19 protein-coding genes are annotated in these 21,980 nt (G+C 65.9%); 16 read left to right on the top strand and 3 right to left on the bottom strand.

Going from position 1 to position 21,980, the window contains the following annotated elements:
* Window positions 1-43 precede the first annotated feature (43 nt).
* Window positions 44-778: an ABC transporter substrate-binding protein gene (locus U5775_RS02265; protein WP_322056495.1), complete on the bottom strand. Its 735-nt coding sequence runs from the start codon at window positions 776-778 to the stop codon at window positions 44-46.
* A gap of 147 nt (window positions 779-925) precedes the next feature.
* Entirely contained in the window at window positions 926-1,444 is a 519-nt protein-coding gene (locus U5775_RS02260; RefSeq protein ID WP_322056494.1) for a YbaK/EbsC family protein, read from the bottom strand.
* A gap of 711 nt (window positions 1,445-2,155) precedes the next feature.
* Here U5775_RS02260 and U5775_RS02255 point away from each other — a divergent pair.
* The 14 genes from U5775_RS02255 (at window position 2,156) to U5775_RS02190 (ending at window position 18,190) form a co-directional block, all read left to right on the top strand.
* Window positions 2,156-2,977 (top strand): DeoR/GlpR family DNA-binding transcription regulator, encoded by an 822-nt coding sequence (locus U5775_RS02255; RefSeq protein WP_322056493.1) that lies wholly within the window; start codon window positions 2,156-2,158, stop codon window positions 2,975-2,977.
* 286 nt (window positions 2,978-3,263) lie between these two features.
* Window positions 3,264-4,454, top strand: a complete 1,191-nt coding sequence (locus U5775_RS02250; protein WP_322056492.1) for a 2-aminoethylphosphonate--pyruvate transaminase — start codon at window positions 3,264-3,266, stop codon at window positions 4,452-4,454.
* An 11-nt stretch (window positions 4,455-4,465) separates the two neighbouring features.
* Window positions 4,466-5,728, top strand: coding sequence for a phosphonoacetate hydrolase (gene phnA / locus U5775_RS02245; protein WP_322056491.1), 1,263 nt, complete (start codon window positions 4,466-4,468; stop codon window positions 5,726-5,728).
* Window positions 5,729-5,869: 141 nt separating this feature from the next.
* Window positions 5,870-7,318 carry a phosphonoacetaldehyde dehydrogenase gene (phnY, locus tag U5775_RS02240; RefSeq protein WP_322056490.1) on the top strand — a complete coding sequence of 483 codons (1,449 nt, stop codon included), beginning with the start codon at window positions 5,870-5,872 and terminating at the stop codon, window positions 7,316-7,318.
* Window positions 7,319-7,579: 261 nt separating this feature from the next.
* Window positions 7,580-8,611: a 2-aminoethylphosphonate ABC transporter substrate-binding protein gene (locus U5775_RS02235; protein ID WP_322056489.1), complete on the top strand. Its 1,032-nt coding sequence runs from the start codon at window positions 7,580-7,582 to the stop codon at window positions 8,609-8,611.
* Complete coding sequence (locus U5775_RS02230; protein WP_322056488.1) at window positions 8,611-9,765, top strand: ABC transporter ATP-binding protein; 1,155 nt, start codon at window positions 8,611-8,613, stop codon at window positions 9,763-9,765. Before U5775_RS02235 ends, U5775_RS02230 begins: the two co-directional genes overlap by 1 nt.
* Window positions 9,758-10,654, top strand: coding sequence for a 2-aminoethylphosphonate ABC transporter permease subunit (locus U5775_RS02225; RefSeq protein WP_322056487.1), 897 nt, complete (start codon window positions 9,758-9,760; stop codon window positions 10,652-10,654). Before U5775_RS02230 ends, U5775_RS02225 begins: the two co-directional genes overlap by 8 nt.
* Window positions 10,638-11,435, top strand: coding sequence for an ABC transporter permease subunit (locus U5775_RS02220; protein ID WP_322056486.1), 798 nt, complete (start codon window positions 10,638-10,640; stop codon window positions 11,433-11,435). Before U5775_RS02225 ends, U5775_RS02220 begins: the two co-directional genes overlap by 17 nt.
* A gap of 114 nt (window positions 11,436-11,549) precedes the next feature.
* Window positions 11,550-13,229 carry a Na/Pi cotransporter family protein gene (locus U5775_RS02215; RefSeq protein ID WP_322056485.1) on the top strand — a complete coding sequence of 560 codons (1,680 nt, stop codon included), beginning with the start codon at window positions 11,550-11,552 and terminating at the stop codon, window positions 13,227-13,229.
* Between the two features lie 99 nt (window positions 13,230-13,328).
* Window positions 13,329-14,003, top strand: coding sequence for a histidine phosphatase family protein (locus U5775_RS02210; protein WP_322056484.1), 675 nt, complete (start codon window positions 13,329-13,331; stop codon window positions 14,001-14,003).
* A 43-nt stretch (window positions 14,004-14,046) separates the two neighbouring features.
* The gene (locus U5775_RS02205; RefSeq protein WP_322056483.1) at window positions 14,047-15,081 is read left to right on the top strand and encodes a phosphotransferase; all 1,035 of its coding nucleotides are present in this window, start codon (window positions 14,047-14,049) and stop codon (window positions 15,079-15,081) included.
* 49 nt (window positions 15,082-15,130) lie between these two features.
* A complete protein-coding gene (locus U5775_RS02200; protein ID WP_322056482.1) occupies window positions 15,131-15,895 on the top strand; it encodes an SDR family oxidoreductase in 765 nt (254 codons plus the stop codon).
* A 20-nt stretch (window positions 15,896-15,915) separates the two neighbouring features.
* The gene (locus U5775_RS02195) at window positions 15,916-17,166 is read left to right on the top strand and encodes an acyl-CoA dehydrogenase family protein (protein WP_322056481.1); all 1,251 of its coding nucleotides are present in this window, start codon (window positions 15,916-15,918) and stop codon (window positions 17,164-17,166) included.
* 73 nt (window positions 17,167-17,239) lie between these two features.
* Window positions 17,240-18,190, top strand: coding sequence for a LysR family transcriptional regulator (locus U5775_RS02190; RefSeq protein WP_322056480.1), 951 nt, complete (start codon window positions 17,240-17,242; stop codon window positions 18,188-18,190).
* Window positions 18,191-18,211: 21 nt separating this feature from the next.
* Here the strand turns inward: U5775_RS02190 and U5775_RS02185 are convergent, their stop codons facing one another.
* Window positions 18,212-18,862 (bottom strand): MarR family winged helix-turn-helix transcriptional regulator, encoded by a 651-nt coding sequence (locus U5775_RS02185; protein WP_322056479.1) that lies wholly within the window; start codon window positions 18,860-18,862, stop codon window positions 18,212-18,214.
* A 110-nt stretch (window positions 18,863-18,972) separates the two neighbouring features.
* On the opposite strand from U5775_RS02185, the gene U5775_RS02180 reads away from it, so the two are divergent.
* Together U5775_RS02180 and U5775_RS02175 are read left to right on the top strand one after the other, a co-directional pair.
* Window positions 18,973-20,544: a sulfatase-like hydrolase/transferase gene (locus tag U5775_RS02180; protein WP_322056478.1), complete on the top strand. Its 1,572-nt coding sequence runs from the start codon at window positions 18,973-18,975 to the stop codon at window positions 20,542-20,544.
* Window positions 20,545-20,623: 79 nt separating this feature from the next.
* Window positions 20,624-21,958 carry an MFS transporter gene (locus tag U5775_RS02175; protein WP_322056477.1) on the top strand — a complete coding sequence of 445 codons (1,335 nt, stop codon included), beginning with the start codon at window positions 20,624-20,626 and terminating at the stop codon, window positions 21,956-21,958.
* Window positions 21,959-21,980 lie beyond the last annotated feature (22 nt).

Genomic DNA, 21,980 nt, shown 5'->3' with positions numbered 1-21,980 from the left:
CGCAACGTCCGACGCAACCTCTGAATCGCGCCGCTGCGCCAGCTCAGGCAGCGGGCGCGACCGAGGCGCCCTCGATGCCGTGACGCGCGAGCGAAGCGGCGACAAAACCCGACGCCTTCATCGCCTCGACGAATTCGCCGAGCACGGCAGCGGCGCGCGGGCCCCGGCTCTTCGCCACGCCCATCGCCTGGCGAATCACCATGAAACGCTCGTCGAGCAGGCGCAGTCCTGGCGACTTGCGCGCATCGGCTTCGAGTTGCTGCTTTACGCCCGCCGCCACTTCCAGTTCCCCATCGATGAACGTCTGCACCACCGTGGGCGACGACGGCGCGCGCACGATCTGCGCGGCCTTCAGCTCGCGCGTGAGAAAGAGATCGTAGGCACTCCCCTTGCCGACCACGACGCGATTGTGCGGCTGGTCCACGTCCGCGTTCGTGCGCACGGGCGAATCGGCGCGCACCAGATAAAAGCCTTCGATCAGCACATAAGGCGCCGTGAACGCGATGGTCTCGCCGCGCTTGGGATCGACGGCAAAGAAGCCGAAATCGGCGCGCTCGTCGCTCACGGCTTCCACCGACTGGCTCGCGGTGTCGAGCACCACGAGTTCGAGCGGCACGCCAAGCTGCTGCGCGAACGCCCGCGCGAGATCGACGGATACGCCAAACGCTTCACCCGAAGCCGGGTCGCGATTCGCGAGGATCGGATTGCCGAGATTGATGGAGGCGCGCAGCGTGCCGGTGGGCGCGAACGCTTCGACGATAGCGGAATCGATGGTCATGAGTGTCCAGGCAAGTGCCGCGCATGACACGTGCGGCTCGGTGCGAAAAGGTCGCCGGAACCCCGGCGCAAGGCATTATCGCACCGTGGCCGCCAGCCGCCGGTCTCTCGTGCCTGCGCGGCTGGCGCCGCAAGGGTCAGCCTGGCCTCACTGTTTTGTGCGCATACTGCTCATGCCACTCAGAGCGCCCATGCCGCGCATGCGCCGCGCGAAGTGCGCGCGCTCGGCATCGTTCATCAGCGCCAGAAACTGATCCGCGTCCATGTGAACCAGTTCTTCGTGGTCGCCAGCCTCGAAGTAGATATCGGGCTGCCCCGCAAGGCTCGTCTCAAGATAAGTTTTCATGCCATAGGCCATGCAGATCGGCGGCAATGCGCCCGCGTCGCAGTCCTTGAACAGCTCGCGCAACTCGACTTCCGTGGCGAGCGCGAGCCGGCGTCCCGTTTTGCTCCATAGCTCGGAAAGCTGCACGGCGTAGGTCGAGGGCAGCACCGCGGCCACGTAGCCGTGCTCGTCTTCGAGCAGCACCGTTTTCGCGAGACGGTCACCGGGAACGTGCGCCGCAGCCGCCGTTTCCATGCTGGTATGGCTGTATGGGTGACGCACGATTTCGTAGCGGGAACCTTTGCTGTGCAGGCACGCCTGCAGGGTAGGCGACATCGACATGGCACACCTCCTGTCGAAAACCTGGAAGGGAATGAACCTCTGGTGTCTCTCCAGAATAGGTCACTCGCGGCCAATAAGCACGCCGGCATAGCCGAACCGCGCGGCTTCGTAATTGCTGGCTCGCCGCGCGCCTGCATCGACTGTGCCCGCGGGGCGCGCGCCGATCGCGCTGGACTGAATCAACGCAAGAATAAAAGTGGGCAGCCCGATTGGCCTGCCTTCGGACGAAGGCGAGAGCATCGCGGATAAGAGGAGATTCGCGCCACCGCATCAGGCGCCATGCCCGACTCCTGTGCAAGGCGCGAATACGATCCTCACTGCCCGAGACTGTTTAATTAGCATCCCTGAATAGATGATGAAACCAACCGGCACGGCCGTATCGTTCGCGACGATACCTTGGGACACGTCTTGCGCATCGCAACCCGTGACGAGCGGGCCTGGCAAACGAGGTCATGTCGAAGCAGGACTATCCGTAAGCCGAAGAGTGCAACATAAAACAACAAAAAACAACACCAAAACCACACGCCGAAATCCTGCCACGATCCACGCAAATCGCCCCATCGGCCAAGCCTGTAGCCAGTTTTACGCGCATTCCGCACGGGATTTCGCCACGTTCCGCCCGTATCATTCCCGCCTCAGCCACACTGCCACATCGAAACGCGCGGCATTTTGTGGTAATTTGTGACTTAACATGTCCGGGAACCCGACACCATGGCCGCTAACCACTCCGTTCCGCCCGTTGCGCCGGCCGCGCTGCTGAACCGGCGTCTCGCCGTCGGCCGCATCGACTACATCCTGCAAAGCCTCGACGCAAGCGGTTCCGTGAGCGTCGCGGACATGTCGGCCTCGCTCGGGGTCTCGCGCGAAACCATCCGCCGCGACCTGAAAACGCTGGCCGAGCAGGGCCGCCTCTCGCTCGTGCATGGCGGCGCCGCAAAGCGGCCCCAGGACGAGCCCTCACTCGCCACGCGCGAGGCGGCCAACGCGCTCGGCAAGGCGGCGATCGGCGCGGCGGCGGCGCGGCTCGTGGCCAACGGCATGGTCGTGCTGATCGACTCGGGTTCGACCACGCTCGGCCTTGCGGCCTCGCTCGCGAACCACAGCGACCTCACGGTCATCACCAACAGCCTGCCGATCGCGCTGCTGCTGTGCCGCTCGCCGGGCGTGAAGGTCATCATGCTCGGCGGCGACATCGAGCCCAACGACGAGGCGGCGTTCGGCGTCGAGACCATGGCGGCGCTCGCGCATTTCCGCTGCGATCTCGTATTTCTCGGCGTGGGCGGCATCTCGCCCGAAGGCGAGTTCACCGACTATTCGCGGCTCGCCGCCGAGCAGCGCCACCTCATGATGAAGGCCGGCAAGGAGGTCTACGTGCTCGCGGACCACAGCAAGTTCGAGCACGGCACGCCCGTGCGGATCGCGCCGGTCCCGCACATCGCCGGGGTGATCGTCGACGCCCCGCCACCCGCCCCGCTGGCGCGCGTTTTCGCGCAGAACCAGTGGAGCGTGATCGTCGCCAGCGGCCAAGGCTAAAGCCGACGCGCGTTCGCGCCCTTCCCTTGCGGCCACCTGCGCCACTGGCCGCCCTCTCCGCTAATACCCAATCCAGCGCGCCTGTGCTCCACAGACGCGCTGAGCGCGCTCGCCGTTGCCGTTCTCCGCTCGCCTTGCGCAGTTCAGGCGCAACCGTCCGACCTATCGGTATATCTCCTGGGTATGTGGCAATTTATGGCGTATTGACTGTTTTTGTTGCAAGGCCTAAAGTGGGTTTAACAATGCAGTGACGTAGTGTCAGAACCGACCTCACGGAGACACCCACATGACGGCTTCTTCCACGTCTTGCCCGCCCGCCGCTTCAGAAACCGGCGATCCGCTGCTGCTCACCCCCGGCCCGCTCACCACCTCGCGCACCGTCAAGGCGGCGATGGTCCACGACTGGGGATCTCGTGACGCGAACTTCATCGAAATCAACCGCTCGGTGCTCACGCGCCTCGCCAGCATCGCCAACGGCGCCGGCGACTGGGTCACCGTGCCGATGCAGGGCTCGGGCACCTTCGCCGTGGAGGCGATGCTCACGAGCTTCGTGCCCGCGAACGGCGAGGTGCTGGTGCTCATCAACGGCGCCTACGGCAAGCGCGCGAAGCGCATCCTCGAGATCGCCGGGCGCAAGACCGTGGTGCACGAAACGCCCGAGGACACGCCGCCCGATCTCGCCCAGGTCGAGGCGCTGCTCGCGAGCCGGCCGTCGATCACGCACGTGTTCACGATTCACTGCGAGACCACCTCGGGCATCCTCAACCCCATCGCGCAGATCGGCGCGCTCGCGCACAAATATGGCAAGGGCTATCTCGTCGATTCGATGAGCGCGTTCGGCGCGCTGCCGCTCGACGTGCAGACCATGCATATCGACGCGGTCGCCGCCTCGTCGAACAAGTGCATCGAAGGCGTGCCGGGCCTCGGCTTCGTGATCTGCCGCCGCGCAGCGCTCGAACGCACCCAGGGCAACGCCACCACGCTCGTACTCGACCTGCACGAACAGTGGACCAACATGGAGAAAACGAGCCAGTACCGCTTCACGCCGCCCACGCACGTGATCGTGGCGTTTCACCAGGCGCTCAACGAGTTCGACGCCGAAGGCGGCGTGGCCGGACGCGGCGCGCGCTATCGCAACAACTGCCGGATCCTGCTCGAAGGCATGCGCGCACTCGGCTTCAAGCCGCTGCTGCCCGATGCGTTGCAGGCCCCAATCATCGTCACGTTCCATATTCCGGACGACCCGCGCTTCGTTTTTGCTCAGTTCTACGAAAGTCTCAAGGCGCGCGGCTACGTGATCTACCCGGGCAAGCTCACGGTGGCCGACTCGTTCCGTATCGGCTGCATCGGCCGCATCGGCGAGAAGGAGATGCGCGCGGCGCTGGTGGCGATCGGCGAAGTGCTGGAGGAAATGGGCGCGGCCGGCTCAGGCGCGGCCGGCTCAGGTGTAACCCGTCCGGTTGCAAAAACAGCTTGAAGGAAGAAGCAATGAGCACATTGAACGACAACGCATTGGCCGTGAACGGCCGCGAGTACCGCTTTCCCACGGCGCCCGTCGTGGTGATCTGCCTCGACGGCTCGGAGCCCGCCTATATCGAAGAGGCCATCAAGGCCGGGCGCGCCCCGAACCTCGCGAGGCTGCTGCGCACGGGCACGAGCCGCATCGCCCAGTGCGTGATTCCGAGCTTCACGAACCCCAACAATCTCTCGATCCTCACGGGCCGCCCGCCCAAGGTGCACGGCATCGCGGGCAATTACTTCTACGACCGCACGAGCGGCGAAGAAGTGATGATGAACGACGCGCGTTTCCTGCGCGCGCCCACGATCTTCGAGACCTTCCATGCCGCCGGCGCGAAGGTCGCGGTCGTGACCGCGAAGGACAAGCTGCGCACGCTGCTCGGCAAGGGGCTCGACTTTGCGAGCGGCCGCGCGATCGCGTTCTCGGCCGAAAAGGCCGACCAGGCGACGCGCGCGGGCAATGGCATCGGCGACGTGCTGGCCTTCGTCGGCAAGCCGCTGCCCGACGTCTATTCGGCCGAGCTCTCCGAGTTCGTGTTCGCGGCGGGCGTGAAGCTGCTCGATACCTTCCGGCCCGACCTGATGTATCTCTCGACCACCGACTACGTCCAGCACAAGGCCGCGCCCGGTTCGCCGAAGGCCAACGAGTTCTACGCGATGTTCGACCGCTACGTGGGCCAGCTCGACGAGGCCGGCTGCGTGCTCGCGATCACGGCCGATCACGGCATGAACGACAAGCACCGCGCGAACGGCGAGCCCGACGTGCTCTATCTCCAGGACCTGTTCGACGAGTGGACCGGCAAGGGCTGCGCGCGCGTGATCCTGCCGATCACCGATCCGTATGTGGCGCACCACGGCGCGCTCGGCTCGTTCGCCACCGTCTACCTGCCCGAAGGCGCGGACGCGGCGGCGCTCATCGAGCGCCTGCGCAAGACCGAGGGCGTGGAGCTCGCGCTCGACAGCGCAGCCGCATGCGAGCGCTTCGAGCTGCCGCCCGACCGCGTCGGCGACATCGTCGTGGTGGGCACGCGCAGCAAGGTGTTCGGCACGAGCGCCGCGCGCCACGACTTCTCGGGCCTCACCGAGCCGCTGCGCTCGCACGGCGGGATCTCCGAGCAGGACGTGCCGCTGCTCGTGAACCGCAAGACCGACTGGCCGCAGGACCGCGCGCTGCGCAACTTCGACATCTTCGACGTCGCGCTGAACTGCGTGGTGCAAACCGCCATCGCCTGAGCGACGGCCCGCACGGCACACACTGAACGCCATGTAGACACCGAACCTACCCTGCCCGCCGCCGCCCGCCTTCGCAAGCGGCGCGCGCAGGCCCCAGCAAAGTCCCCGGGAAACTCATTGGATCCCGCAACGAGGTACGCGATGAACGTCATGACCAAACCCGCATTCAAGCAGGAGTCCATGCGCATCGCCGGCCGGCAGGTCGCGACCGACGAAGTGATCGAAGTCTTGAACCCGTACACGAACGAGGTGGTGGGCACCGTGCCCGCCGGCCGTCCCGAGCACGTGCAGGAGGCCTTCGCCAAGGCCCATGCCGTCAAGCCGTCTCTCACGCGCTTCGAGCGCCAGCGCATCCTGCAGACCACGGCCGAGGCGCTGCGCGATCGCAAGGAGGACTTCGCGCGCCTCATCACGGCGGAGTCGGGGCTCTGCTGGAAGGACTCGCTCTACGAGGCGAGCCGCGCCTACGACGTCTGGTCGTTCGCCGCGCAGCTCACGATCAAGGACGACGGCGAAGTCTATTCGTGCGACATCAGCCCGAACGGCAAGAACCGCAAGATCTTCACGACGCGCCTGCCGCTCCTGGGCGTGATCTCGGCGATCACGCCGTTCAACCATCCGCTGAACATGGTGAGCCACAAGCTCGCGCCGGCCATCGCCACCAATAACCGCGTCGTGCTCAAGCCCACCGAGCTCACGCCGCTCACCGCGCTCGCGCTCGCCGACGTGCTCTACGAAGCGGGCCTGCCGCCCGACATGCTGAGCGTGGTCACGGGCAACCCGCGCACGATGGGCGATTCGATGATCACGGACCCGCACTGCGACCTCATCACCTTCACGGGCTCGGTGCGCGTGGGCAAGTACATCGCGCAGAACGCGGGCTACCGCCGCACGGTGCTCGAGCTCGGCGGCAACGACCCGCTCATCGTGATGGAGGACGCCGACCTCGAACGCGCGGCGCAGCTCGCGGTCACGGGCGCGACCAAGAACTCGGGCCAGCGCTGCACGGCCGTCAAGCGCATTCTCGTGGTCGAGAGCGTGGCCGACGAATTCGTCGAACGGGTGCTTGTGCACGCGAGGAAGCTCAAGTGCGGTGACCCGATGGACCCGAGCGTCGACGTGGGCACCGTCATCAACGAATCCGCGGCGCAGCTGTTCGAGCGCCGCGTGGCCGACGCCGAGTCGCGCGGCGCGCGCGTGCTCTATGGCGCGCCGCGCCGGGGCGCTCTCTTCGCGCCCACCGTGGTCGATCACGTGCCCTACGACTGCGAGCTCGTGCACGAGGAAACGTTCGGCCCGGTGATCCCGATCATCCGCGTGCCCAACAACCTCGACGAGGTGATCCGCATCTCCAACTCGACGGCCTATGGCCTGTCTTCGGGCATCTGCACGAACCGGCTCGACTACACGACGCGCTTCGTCAAGGACCTCGAAGTGGGCACCGTGAACGTCTGGGAAGTGCCCGGCTATCGCACGGAGATGTCGCCGTTCGGCGGCATCAAGGATTCGGGCAACGGCTACAAGGAGGGCATGGTCGAGGCCATGAAAAGCTACACCAACGTGCGGACGTGGTCGATGCCCTGGGAGTGACGCGCGCCAGGCGCCGCACGCGCGGCACGGCCCCGGACGGGGTTCCGGGCACGGCCGCGCGCATTGTCCTCGCCTTCACTCTCGACGTCACCCCGATGGCTTCAAATGCATTGCTTCAAATAAATTGAACAGGCAGCATTGTCACGTGCCTGTCACGTTGTTGTCACACGGCAGAACCAAGAAAGCGACGCAAGCCGCCAAAAGCGCGGCCACATGAGGTTTTTCCAGCATCCGAACCCAACGCAAGGAAGGATGATGAATATGAAGACTCCACTGATCGCCGCGGTGACCTGTGCTTTCGCCCTCGCAGCGGCCCCCGTCTACGCGCAATCCAACGTCGTGACCATTTATAGCGCGGACGGTCTGCACGACGGTTCGCCCAGCTGGTTCGGCAACGAATTCGAAGCCTTCACAAAGGCAACGGGCATCAAGGTACAGTACATCGAGGCCGGCTCCAGCGGCGTGGTGGATCGCCTCGGCAAGGAGAAGTCGAACATTCAGGCCGACGTGCTCGTCACGCTGCCGCCGTTCATGCAGAAAGCCGCCGCCGATGGTCTGCTGCAACCATACACGCCGGCCGGCGCCGACAAGATCGATGCGCGCGACAAAGACCCGAAGGGCCTCTACGTCGCGATGGTCGACAACTACCCCACCTTCATCTACAACTCGGCGGTGCTCAAGAGCCCGCCCAAGGCCTACGCGGACCTGCTCGCCCCGCAGTACAAGCAGAAAGTGCAGTACTCCACACCGGGCCAGGCCGGCGACGGCACCGCGCTCATGCTGCAGACCTTCCACGCGTTCGGCGGCAAGGAAGGCGGCTTCGATTATCTGCGCAAGCTCCAGGTGAACAACCTCGGGCCGTCCGCTTCCACGGGCAAGCTCACGGCGCTCGTGAACAAGGGCGAGCTCTACGTGGCCAACGGCGACCTGCAGATGAACCTCTCCCAGATGCGCGACAACCCGAACATCCAGGTGTTCTTCCCCGCTGGCCCCGACGGCAAGCGCACCACGTTCTCGCTGCCCTACTACGTCGGTCTCGTCGCCGGTGCGCCGCACGCCGCGAACGGCAAGAAGCTGATCGACTTCCTGCTGAGCGCCGAAGCCCAGCAAGCGGTCAGCAAGACCGCCTATGGCATGCCGGTGCGCACCGACGTGCATCCCACCGACCCCAACTTCAAGACGCTCAACGCCGCGCTGCAAGGCGTCGACATCTGGGTGCCCGACTGGAATCAGGTCATGCGCGACCTGAAGTCCGACGTGGCGACGTACAACCACGCGATTTCGAGTAACTAATGGCTAATTCCCTGACCATGGAACGGGGCTCGCAGCAGCAGGCCTCCCCGGTGCCGGCCGCTCTCGCGCAAGGCGCGAGCGGGATCGGTTTCGAGAACGTATCGGTGGCGTACAGCGGACAGACGATCCTCGATTCGCTCACGCTCACCGTGAAGCCCGGCGAGATCGTCGCGCTCATCGGCCCTTCGGGCTCGGGCAAGACCACGGCGCTGCGGGCGGTCGCGGGCTTCGTGCAGCCGAGCGCGGGACGCATCGTGATCGGCAACAAGGACGTGACGCGGCTGCCGCCCTATGCGCGCAACATCGGCATGGTGGTGCAGAACTATGCCCTCTTCCCGCACATGCGCGTGGAGGATAACGTCGCGTTCGGGCTGCGCGCACGCGGCACCCACGCCGACGTGATCCGTGCGCGCGTGCCCGAGTGCCTCGGGCTCGTGGGCATGTCGAAGTATGCGAAGCGCTATCCGCGCGAGCTTTCGGGCGGCCAGCAGCAGCGCGTCGCGATTGCCCGCGCGCTCGCGATCCGGCCGCAGGTGCTGCTGCTCGACGAGCCCCTCTCGGCGCTCGACGCGCAGATCCGGCGCTCGATGCTCGACGAGCTCGCGAAACTGCACCGCAGCCTGCCCTCGCTGACCGTGCTGTACGTGACGCACGACCAGACCGAGGCGCTCACGCTCGCGAACCACATCGGCATCATGCGCGACGGCAAGCTCGTGGCCTACGGCGATACCCAGGGGCTCTACCGGCATCCGCCGAACCGCTTCGCCGCCGAATTCCTCGGGCGCGCGAACGTGCTGCCGGCGAGGCAGCTCGAACCGCTCGCCGATGGTTTCGCTCGGGTGCGCTGCGGCGACTTCGTGATCGAAGGACGCAACCACCACGGCCTTGTCGCCAACAGCGAGTGCTACGTGTGCGTGCGCCCGCACGACCTGCACTTCGAGCCGAGCCCGCCGAAGTCCAACTGCGTGACGGGCATCGTGCGCAGCGTGCAGTGGCTCGGCGAGCTGCACAGCGTGGTGCTCGAAGTCGGCGACGAGACCCTGCGCCTCACGCGCGCGCCGCTCTCAAGCCCGCCCGAACCGGGCGCCGTGCTGCCCGTGCATTTCGATGCCGCGGACGTCACGCTCGTGCCGGAGGTCGAAGGCCATGGCTGATATCGCTAACCCGGTGATGGCGCCGCCGCCGGCGCGCGCGGGCCGCGCCGGCGCGCTCTCGCGCAACCTGTGGATCGCGCCGCCGCTCGTCGTGCTCGCGGCGATCTTCTTCTACCCGTTCGGGCTCATCGTGGCGCAGGCGCTGGGCGGCGATACCCACACGCTCACGCTCGCGAACTTCGGCACGGTACTGCATTCACGGCAGTTCCTGAGCGGCCTCTATCACACGATCGCGATTGCCGTGTGCGCGTCGGCGGGCTGTCTCGTGCTCGGCTTCGTGTTCTCGCTCGTGATCGCGTTCGTGCCGTTTCCGGGGGCGCGCTTCGTGGGCCGGCTGATCGACACATTCATCGCACTGCCAACCTTTCTCGTGGCGCTCGCGTTCACGTTCGTGTATGGATCGGCGGGACTCCTGAATCAATCGCTGATGGAGATCTTTCACCTCAACCTGCCGCCCGTCGACTTCCTCTACACGCAGTGGGGCGTCGTGCTCTCCGAGATCACGGTCTATACGCCGTTCATCATGCGGCCACTGCTCGCCTGCTTCTCGCAGATCGACAACGCGCAGATCGAAGTGGCGAGCAGCCTGGGCGCAAAGCCGCTGCGCATCATCCGCCAGATCATCTTGCCGGCCGCGCTGCCCGCGCTGCTCGCGGGCGGAAGCCTCTGCCTGCTGCTCACCGTGAACGAGTTCGGCATCGTGCTGTTCATCGGCGCGAAGGACGTCATCACGCTGCCGCTGCTCATCTACGGCAAGGCCATTCAGGAGTTCGACTACACCACCGCGTGCGTGATTGCCGTCATCAACATTGCGCTGTCGCTCGGGCTCTATGCCTGCTACCGCACAGTCTTGTCACTTTTCGGAGGTCGCCGTGCTGCTCTGGGCTAGATGGGCAAGAGTCTCGACATGGAGCGCCGCCGCGCTGCTGTTCTGCGCGATCTACGGCCTGCCGGTCGCCATGATCGCGCTCGCGAGCGTGAGCGGCCAATGGAACGGCATCCTGCCGAGCCACTTCACGCTCGCGCACTACACGCGGGCACTGCATGGCGATTCCGCCGACCTGCTGCGCGTGAGCGTGCTGACCGGCGCGCTCGCGAGCGGCGCGGCGCTCGTGAGCGGCACATGGGCGGCGCTCGCGCTCAAGCGCATGAAGGGGTGCCCCAAGCGCGTGCTCGACGTGATCTTCTTCGTGCCGAGCGCGGTGCCCTCGGTCTCGATCGGCCTCGGGCTGCTCGTGGCGTTCAGCCAGCCGCCGGTCCTGCTCAACGGCACGGCGACGATCGTGTTCCTCGCGCACTTCCTGCTGATCTCGGCGTTCACCTACGGCAACGTCTCGGCGGGGCTCTCGCGGGTCGCGCCCGAGTACGGCGAAGTGGCCGAGAGTCTCGGCGCGCGGCCCTTCTACGAGCTCACTCGCGTGACGCTGCCGCTCATCGCGCCCTACCTGCTCGCCTCGTTCAGCCTGAGCTTCGCGCTCTCGATGGGCGAGCTGGGCGCCACGCTGATGATCTATCCGCCGGGATGGGTGACGCTGCCCGTGGGCATCTTCGCGCTCTCGGACCGTGGGGCGATCTTCGATGCGTCGACGCTCACGATGGTGCTAGGCGCAGGCACGCTGCTCGTGCTGCTCGGCCTCTCGCGCATCTCGACGAGGGCAGCGGTGCGGTGATGGACTGACGAAACCAGAAAGAGCAATCGCGGAGCGCGGTTGCGCGGGGCAATACCCGGCGCAACTGCCGCGGGAACGCAGGTTGCGCACGCAAAAACAACGCAAGGAGGGGCCGTGATTCTGATCGTGCTTCATCTCGCAGGTGGCGTGGCGTTGCTCACGTGGGGCCTGCACATGGTCGAGTCGGGGCTGATGCGCGCGTTCGGCGCCTCGCTCAAGCGCTTCATGGCCAGAAGCCTCGGCAATCGCTTCAACGCGTTTTTCGCGGGACTCGCCATCACGGGCGCGCTGCAAAGCAGCACGGCGACGGGCATGATCGCGTCGTCATTCGCGGCGCGCGGGCTGATGCGCCCCGTCACGGGACTCGCCGTGATGCTCGGCGCGAACGTGGGCTCGACCCTCATCGTGCAGGCCTTCTCGCTCGACTTGAGCTGGATCTCGCCCGCCTGCCTGCTGGTGGGCATGGCCCTGTTCGAGAAGGGCAAGGGCTCGCGCAACCGCGACATCGGCCGCGCCATGATCGGCCTCGGTCTCATGCTGCTCGCGCTCACCCTGCTCGTCTCGACGGTGCAGCCCGCCGAAACCGCGCCCGCGCTGCGCACGGTGCTGGGCGCGCTGGCCGGCGAGCCCGTGCTCAACGCCGCGCTCGCATGCTTGCTCACCTGGGCCGCGCATTCAAGCATTCCTGTCGTGCTGTTCGTGATGTCGCTCGCGAACCTGCATTCGATTCCCATGGACAGCGCGATTGCCATGGTGCTGGGCGCCAACGTGGGCAGCGCGCTGAACCCGTATTTCGAAGCGGCCAAAGGCGACGACCGCAGCCGCCGCCGCTTGCCCGCCGGCAACCTGCTGCTACGCGGCGGCGTGTGCATGCTGCTGCTCGGCACCTGCGGGCCGCTCGGGCGCCTCCTCGACGGCTTGCCCGGCGACGCGAGCCATACCATCGCCAACTTCCATACCGGCCTGAACGTGGCGATCGCGATCCTGTTCATCGGCTTGCTGGACCCGGTGGCGCGGCTGCTCGAACGGCTCTTGCCCGCGCCCGGCATCGCCGACGATTCGAACGCGCCGCGCTACCTCGACGAAGGCGCGCTGGAGACGCCCGCACAGGCGCTCGCCTGCGCGGCGCGCGAAGTGATCCGGATGAGCGAAGTCGTGGAGGCGATGCTGCGCGCGAGCGTGCCGGTGCTGCTGGCCAACGACCGCCGCGCCGTGAGCGATCTCGCGAGCCGCGACGACACCGTGGACATGCTGCACGACGCGATCAAGGGCTATGTCACCGAGATCACGCGCGAGCCCTTGAGCGACGAGGACCGGCGCTGGGCCTCGGCGATCATGACCGCGGTGATCAACCTCGAACATATCGGCGACATCATCGACAAGAACCTGCTGGAAATCGCGCAGAAAAAGATCAAGGCGCAACTGAGCTTTTCGCCCGAGGGCGCCGAGGAATTGCGCGTGATGCACCGCTCGGTGACGGGCAGCTTCCATCGGGCTCAGGCGCTGCTCGTCTCGGGGCGCACGCAGACCGCCGCCCAGCTCATCGCCGACAAGCAGGCGCTGCGGCGGCTCGAACGCGCGGCGCGCGACCGGCATCTGGAGCGGCTGCGCGAGGGACAGCCGGACAGCATTGCGTCGAGCTCGCTGCATCTGGACGTGCTGCGCGACCTCGTGCGCATCCAGTCGCATATCTGTGCGCTCGCGTATCCGTTGCTGGAGCGGGAGCGCGAGGAAGCGCAGACGCAGGAAACGGCGGAGGCGCATCTGCCGGAGACGGGGTTTCGGAGGTCGTGAGGATCACCAACATGAATAGCACTTCATTCACCAAATAAACTTCATCAATACCCGCCCACCCACTAAGCTAGCCCCACTACTTCAATGGCTAGCGAAGCGATGGCGGAACTCTTTCTGGTCAGGCACGGCCAGGCGTCTCTCGGCGCCGACAACTACGACTGTCTCTCGGATGCCGGTGTGCAGCAAAGCCTCTGGCTCGGCGAGCATTTCGCGCGCGACGGCGTCCGCTTCGACCGCGTCGTGACCGGCACGCTGTTGCGCCACGCGCAGACGCTCGACGCGATCCGTCGCGCGATGCCGGACCTGCCGGCCGGGTGCGATATTCACGCCGGACTAGACGAATACGATTTCCACGCGCTCTTTGCCGCGCTCCCCGACGCGCATCGCGGCCTCGCCGACGCCCTGAAGCACAGCCCGCGCGAATTCTTCAAATCCTTGCGGCAGGTCCTGTATTTGTGGACCGAAGGCGCGCTCGACGAGCGCGCGCCCGAAACGTGGGCCGCCTTCCAGCAGCGCGTGGCCAATGCGCGGACCGCCATCCAGCAAAGCGGCGCGCAACGCGTGCTCGTGGTCACGTCAGGCGGCGTGATCGGCGCCCTTGTCCAGCAGATGCTGCACGCCCCCGCCGCCACGGCCATCGCGCTGAACCTGCAGATCCGCAATAGCAGCGTGACGCATTGCTACTTCAACCGCGAAGCGCTGCAACTGTCGAGCTTCAACGGCATCGCCCACCTCGACGATCCGCAACGCCATCCGTTTCACACTTACGGCTAGCCCATCGGGCAAGCCCGCCCAGACCCGTCCTGCAGCGAACGATATGACCAGCGAATCCTCCAGCCCGTCGCTCGACCTCGACCTCGACCGGCTCACGCCTTACCTCGAACAGCATCTCGCGGGCTTTCGCGGCCCGGTGCGCACGACGAAATTCCCGGGCGGCCAGTCCAATCCCACCTGGCTGCTCGAAGCACCGAGCGGACGCTACGTGCTGCGCCGCCAGCCGCCGGGACAACTGCTCAAATCCGCGCACGCCGTCGACCGCGAGTTTCGCGTGCTCAGCGCGCTCGCCGACACGCCGGTTCCCGTGGCGCGCGCGTGGCACCTTTGCGAAGACCGCGACGTCATCGGCAGCCTGTTCTATCTGATGAGCTACGAGGAAGGGCGTATTTTCTGGAGCCCGGCCCTGCCCGAACTCGATCGCGACGCGCGGCGCGACTATTACGCGGCGATCGTCGCGACGCTCGCGGCGCTGCACGAGGTCGATCCCGAAAGCGTCGGGCTCGGCGATTACGGCCGCCCCGGCAACTATTTCCAGCGCCAGATCGAGCTCTGGACCAAGCAATACCGCGCCGCCGAAACGGAGCCCATCGCGGCGATGGAGGCGCTGATCGCGTGGCTGCCCGCGCACTGCCCGGCCGATACGCAACGCCCCGCGCTCGTGCACGGCGACTTCCGCATCGACAACCTGATCTTCGCGCCCGACGCCCCGCGCGTGCGCGCGATACTCGACTGGGAGCTCTCGACGCTCGGCAATCCGCTCGCCGATCTCGCGTACTTCTGCATGTGCCTGCGCCTGCCGTCGAAGGGGCATATCACAGGGCTGCGCGGCCAGGACCGCAGCGCGCTGGGCATTCCAGAGGAAGCCGAAATGATTGCCCAGTACTGCGAACTACGCGGCCTGCCTGGCATCGAGAACTGGAACTTCTATCTCGCGCTCAGCTTCTTCCGCCTCGCTTCGATTGCTCAAGGCGTGAAAGCGCGTGCGCTGCAGGGCAATGCTTCGAATGCCAACGCGCATGAAGTGGGAAGCATGGTGGAGCCGCTCGCCGCCCTCGCAGCGGAACTGATTGCATAACCGAACACGCGCGGAACACGCACTGATACCCCGAATCAAGGAGACGAGATTGACCACGAACCTGTTTGACCTCTCGGGCCGCATCGCCCTCGTGACCGGCGCGAGCCGCGGCATCGGCGAAGCCATCGCCAGGCTGCTGGCCGGGCAAGGCGCCCATGTGATCGTCTCGAGCCGCAAGCTCGAAGACTGCGAAGCCGTTGCCGCCGGGATTCGCGCGGACGGCGGCAGCGCCGAAGCCTTTGCCTGCCACGTCGGCCGCATGGAAGACATCCCGGCCATCTTCGCCCATATTCGCGAGCAGCATGGGCGCCTCGACATTCTCGTCAACAACGCCGCGGCCAATCCGTATTTCGGCCATATCCTCGACACCGATCTCGCCGCCTACAACAAGACCGTCGAAGTGAACGTGCGCGGCTATTTCTTCATGTCGGTCGAAGCCGGCAAGATGATGAAGGCGCAGGGCCGCGGCGTCATCGTGAATACCGCTTCGGTCAACGCACTGCAGCCCGGCGAGCGCCAGGGCATCTACTCGATCACGAAAGCGGCCGTCGTCAACATGACCCGCGCGTTCGCCAAGGAGTGCGGCCCGCTCGGCATCCGCGTGAATGCGCTGCTGCCCGGCCTCACGAAGACGAAGTTCGCCGGCGCGCTGTTCGAGAACAAGGACATCTACGACCAGTGGATGAGCGAGATTCCGCTGCGCCGCCACGCCGAGCCGCAGGAAATGGCGGGCACCGTGCTCTATCTCGTGTCCGACGCGGCGAGCTATACGAACGGCGAATGCATCGTCGTCGATGGCGGACTGACGATCTAACCCTCCGGAGTGAACGCATCATGAATTTCGCTTATAGCCCCAAGGTCGAGGACCTGATCCGCCGCGTGCGCAGCTTCATGGACGAGCACATCGTGCCGCGCCAGCGCCAGTGGCACGAAGAAGTGCACGCGGGCCACTATCCCGTCTCGTTCATGGAAGACCTCAAGGCCCTCGCCAAAGCCGATGGCCTCTGGAATCTGTTCCTGCCGCACTTGAAGGACGACGAACCCGGCACGCGCCTCACGAACCTCGAATACGCGCCGCTCGCCGAGATCATGGGGCGCGTCTCGTGGGCGCCCGAAGTCTTCAACTGCAATGCGCCCGATACCGGCAACATGGAGCTGCTGCACATGTTCGCGACGCCGGCGCAGCGCGAACAGTGGCTCGAACCGCTGCTGGAGGGCAAGATCCGCTCGGCGTTCGCCATGACGGAGCCGGACGTGCCCTCCTCCGACGCCACGAACATCACGACGTCGATTCGCCGCGACGGCGACGACTACGTGATCAACGGCCGCAAATGGTTCATCACGAACGCGGCGCATCCGAACTGCAAGATCTATATCGTGATGGGCAAGACCGATCCCGATGCCGAAAGCCACCGCCAGCAAAGCATGATTCTCGTGCCGGCGAACACGCCGGGCGTGAAGGTCGTGCGCAATATCCCGGTCATGAACCACGTCTCGCCCGAAGGCCATTGCGAAATCACGTTCAATAACGTTCGCGTGCCCGCGTCGAATCTGCTCGGCGAGGAAGGCAGCGGCTTCGCGCTCGCGCAGGCCCGCCTGGGACCGGGGCGCATTCACCACTGCATGCGCTCGATCGGCGCGGCGGAGCTCGCGCTCGAACTGCTGATCGCGCGCTCGCAGGAGCGCAAGACCTTCGGCAAATATCTCCATCAGCACGGCACGATAGGCGAATGGATCGCGAAGTCGCGCATCGAGATCGATCAGGCGCGGCTGCTCGTGCTGAAGGCCGCGTGGCTCATCGACGAAGTCGGCGCGAAATCGGCGCGCAAGGAAATCTCGATGATCAAGGCGCTGGTGCCGCAGGTTCATACCGCCGTTTGCGACCGCGCGATGCAGGTGTTCGGCGCGATGGGCGCAAGCCCCGACACGCCGCTTGCCGATCACTGGACCTGGGGACGCGCGCTGCGCTATGCGGACGGCCCCGACGAAGTCCACCTCCAGGCCATTGCAAAGATGGAGCTCGCGAGCGGCAAGGAGCGGCTTGGCACTATGGCGGCCTACCTGAACGCGCCGCTGCGCGATTGAACGCCCGAGCATCGAAGCGAACGCATCGTCACGGCGCCCGTCGTTTATGATGACGGCAAACGGAGACTGTGCGATGCGTTCACCGAGGCTGGACCTGAATCTGTTCGTCGTATTCGAATCGATCTACGAAAAACGCAATCTGACTCGCGCGGCCGAGGCGCTTTCCATCACGCAGCCCGCCGTCAGCAATGCGCTCGCGCGTATGCGCAAGGCCTTCGACGACCCGCTGTTCGTGAGCACGTCCACGGGCATGGTGCCCACGCCGCTGACCGAGAACATCATTGGCCGCGTGCGCGAGGCGCTGCAGTTGCTCGAAGCGAGCGCGACCGAAGGCGACGTGTTCGTGCCCGCGACTTCGGAACGCACGTTTCGCCTGAGCATGCCCGACCTGACCGAGGCGATCCTGCTGCCCGCGCTGGGCGAAGTGCTTCAGCAACAGGCGCCCGGCATGAGCATCGAATGCTATTTCACACCGCGCAGCGAAATGTCCACGGCGCTCGCCACCGGCAAGATCGACTTTGCGATCGACGTGCCGCTCATCGACGATCCGCAACTGCGTCAGGCGCCGCTCGGCAACGACCACTATGCGTGCATGCTGCGTCACGATCACCCGTTTGCGGGCGAGACGCTGGCCATGGACGATTACCTCGCGCTCGGCCATATCCAGGTGTCGAGCCGCCGCCAGGGCAGCGGCTTCGTGGATGCGGAATTGAAGAAGCTCGGCAGGCAGCGGCGGATACAGATGCGCGTGCAGCATTACATGGTGGCGCCGCTCGTGGCGCTGCGCACCGACCTCGCGCTGACCGCGCCGGTCCAGCTTCTGCAACGCCATGACGCGCGCATTTTCGAGCTGCCGTTTCAGCTTCCGGACCTCGAATGGCATTTGTACTGGCATCGCAGCAGCGAGCAGGATCAGGCGGGACTGTGGCTGCGCGGGAAGATTCTTGAGTTGATGAGCGGGAAGGCCAGCACGCCGAAACCATCGAGGCCGACGAAGCGCCGCAGCGCGTGGGCCGCTGCATAGCGTCCGCTGCCGCGCGCGGCGTCACACATCATCCTCCGGCGCAACCCCGCCGCTCTTCTCGATCTCACGCTGCGTGAGCTCCTCCGCGCGCTGTTCCAGCCGCGTGAGCAGCGCGTCGAGCACACCCGCCTCCTCGTCGCTCAGGCAAGCCACGAACTCGACGTTGTACTTCTGTCCTCCCGCGCGCGCCCGCTCGTAGGTCAACTTGCCCGCCTCCGTGAGCGTGAGGACCGTGATGCGCTTGTTCGACGGCAGCCGCGAACTGGCGATCAACCCGCGCTTGACCAGCTGGGCGACGCACCGGCTCGCCACCACCGTGTCGAGCGACGCGAGCTCGGCGAGCCGCGTGAGGTTCAGGTCGGGATATCGTCCGACGAAAGCGAGGATGCGCCAGTCGCGCCGGCTGATGCCCATTTCGCGGCGGAACATCAAGCCGACGCCCTGGGTGGCGAGCCGGGCGAGATTATGAATCCGGTACAGCAGGAATTCCTCGATATGCGCGGGGTGCTTCAGCGCGGGCTGGCCGGATGCGGGAGGCGCGGGAGAAGCGGGTTTGGAGCGCGGCACGGTCGGATCGAATGAAAGCTGACGGAAGCTGATGAAAGCGGATCGATCCGCCATTATGCCGCCGTTACAGGGCCCGGCGGTGCGGGACGGCGCGCCATTGTGCATCTGCACACACGTTTGACTAGGTCAATCGTCGGTCCCTTCCCTACTATTCCCAACTATCCCGGCAACACCCCCACCGGCACCACCCACTCGCATCAGGAACGGCATCCAGCATGACATCGACACGAAACGTTCTCTTCATCATGTGCGATCAGTTGCGGCGCGATCATCTCGGCTGCTACGGGCATCCGTATCTGCGCACCCGCAACATCGACGCGCTGGCCGCGCGCGGCGTGCGCTTCGACAACGCGTTCGTGACCTCGGGCGTATGCGGTCCCTCGCGCATGTCGTACTACACGGGACGCACGATGAGCAGCCACGGCGCGAACTGGAATCGCGTGCCGATGTCGCTCGGCGAGCTCACGCTCGGCGAATACCTGATGCGCCACGGCAGGACGCTCGCGCTCGCGGGCAAAACGCATGTGCAGGTGGATGCACAAGGCATGGAGCGTCTGGAGATTGCCCGCGCGAGCGCGCTCGGCCAGCGGCTCTCGACCGGCTCCTTCATCGAGCTCGACCGCTACGACGGCCATCACGAGCCCGGCAGCGAAAGCGGCTACCCGGCCTACCTGCGCCGTCACGGCTATGTGAGCGACAAGCCCTGGAGCGATTTCGTGATCGGCGTGGAAGACGAAAGCGGCGCTGTGCATTCGGGCTGGCAGATGCGCAACGTGCGCTGGCCCTCGCGCGTGGCCGAGCCGCATTCGGAAACCGCGTACATGACCGACCAGGCGATCCGCTACATCGAGCAGCAAGGCGACACGCCGTGGGCGCTGCACCTCTCGTACGTGAAGCCGCACTGGCCCTATGTGGCGCCGCGCCCGTACCACGACATGTATTCGCTCGACCAGTGCCTGCCGCTCAAGCGTCAGCGCAGCGAACTCGACGAGGCGCATCCCGTGGTGGCCGCTTACCGCCAGCACGAGGAAAGCCGCAATTTCTCGCGCGAGGAAGTGTCGAACACCGTGCGTCCCGTCTATCAAGGCCTGATCCAGCAGATCGACGATCATCTCGGCCGCCTGTGGGAAACGCTGGAGCGCCTGGGCCGCTGGCAGGACACGCTGATCGTCTTCACCGCCGATCACGGCGATTTTCTCGGCGATCATTGGCTCGGCGAAAAGGAGCTGTTCTACGACACCGTGCAGCGCGTGCCGATGATCGTCTACGACCCGTCGCCGCGCGCCGACGCCACGCGCGGCACCGCGGAAACGCGCTTCATGTCGGGCATCGACGTCGTGCCGACCATACTCGATGCGCTCGCGCTACCTGCTTACGACGAGCGCGTGGAAGGCGCCTCGGTGCTGGCGCTCACGCGCGGCGACGCGGACAAGACCCGGGGCTGGCGCGACTATGTCGTTTCCGAACTCGACTACAGCTTCCGCGGCGCGCGCCTCACGCTGGGCCGCAGCCCCGACGCTTGCCGCGGCTGGATGGTGCGCGACGCGCGCTGGAAATACGTCTACTGGCAAGGCTTCCGGCCACAGCTCTTCGACCTCGCTGCGGACCCCGACGAATACGTCGACCTGGGCGCCGATGCGAGCCACGAGCCCATCCGCGCGCGCATGCATGCACGGCTCGCCGAGTGGCACGGCGCGCTCAAGCAGCGTGTGACCATCGATCACGCGACCGTGGCAAGCAAGACCGATACGCATAAACAGTGGGGCGTATTCTTTGGCGAGTGGTAAGCGCCGCGCCCGCGAGCCGCTAAATAAAAACCGCGCAAAAAAACCAGCGCAGCAAGAGACCGGAGCCAGGAGACACACGATGCACAACCCATCGGCCACGCAGCACGACGATGCCACGTTCAGGAAGATCGCGCGCCGCATCGTGCCCTTCCTGTTCGTCTGCTACGTCGTCAACTTCATCGATCGCGTCAACATCGGCTTTGCGAAGCTTCAGTTCCTCCAGGACCTGAAGCTCGACGACGCGATATTCGGCATCGCGGCAGGCATGTTCTTCATCGGCTACGTCGTGTTCGAAGTCCCGAGCAACCTGCTGCTCGCGCGCATCGGCGTGCGCAAGACGCTGCTGCGCATCATGGTGCTATGGGGCGGCCTGACCGTGCTGCTGATGTTCGTGCACAACGCCACCACGCTATACGTGCTGCGTTTTTTGCTGGGCGCGGCCGAAGCGGGCTTCTTTCCCGGCATCGTGCTCTATCTGACCTACTGGTTTCCCGACAGCCGGCGCGGACGCATCCTGAGCCTCTTCATCATGGCGGTGCCGCTCGCCGGTGTGATAGGCGGCCCGCTCTCCGGCGCGATCATGAGCCATCTGCACGACGCGATGGGCCTGCGCGGCTGGCAATGGCTGTTCCTGATCGAAGGCGTGCCCGCCATTGCGCTCGGCGTGATGGCCCTGCTCTACCTCGACAACCGGCCCGCCGACGCGCGCTGGCTCACAAGCGCCGAGAAACAGCACGTGCAAGCCGCGCTCGACGCCGACCGCCAGCGCCGCCGCGCCCACGCGGCACCGGCTGCACGCCTGCGCGATGTACTGCGCAATCCGCGCATCCATCTGCTCTCGGCCATTTATTTCTGCATCTTCATGGGCCTGAACGCCATCGGCTTCTGGATTCCCACGCTGCTGCGTCAGGTCGGCGTGCATGAAGTGCGCGACGTGGGCTGGCTGAGCGGCGCGATCTCGGTGTGCACGGCCATCGGCATCGCCCTCATCGGCCGCAGCTCCGATCGACGCATGGAGCGCCGCTGGCATGTCGCCGCCTGCGGCTTCGTCGTCGCCGTGAGCTTCCTGCTGCTGCCGTTCGCGGCGCACAGCGTGGCGTTCACCGTCGTGCTGCTGATGGCCGCTTCAGTCTGCATCTACGCGACGCTCAGCATCTTCTGGACGATACCCACGGCGTGGCTCGACGGCGGCGCGGCGGCGGGCGGTATCGCCGTGATTACCGCAATCGGCGCGCTGGGCGGCGCCGTGAGTCCGTCGCTGGTCGGCCTGCTCAAGGCCTATACCGGCAACCTCTATGCGGGGTTCGCAGTGATCGCGCTGCTGCTCGCGGCCGGCATGGTCATGCTGTTGTGCACCGTGCCCGCGCCGCGCAACGAAGCGCGGCAAGCGGCGGCGCAGGCCGCCGTCAAATGAGGGAGCTTGCGGCGCAACCGGT

Origin of the sequence: Paraburkholderia sp. J63 (assembly GCF_905220245.1) — a bacterium.
Lineage (GTDB): Bacteria > Pseudomonadota > Gammaproteobacteria > Burkholderiales > Burkholderiaceae > Paraburkholderia.
The sequence above is the reverse complement of the archived record's forward strand: the minus strand, read 5'-3'. Positions and strand labels throughout refer to the sequence as shown.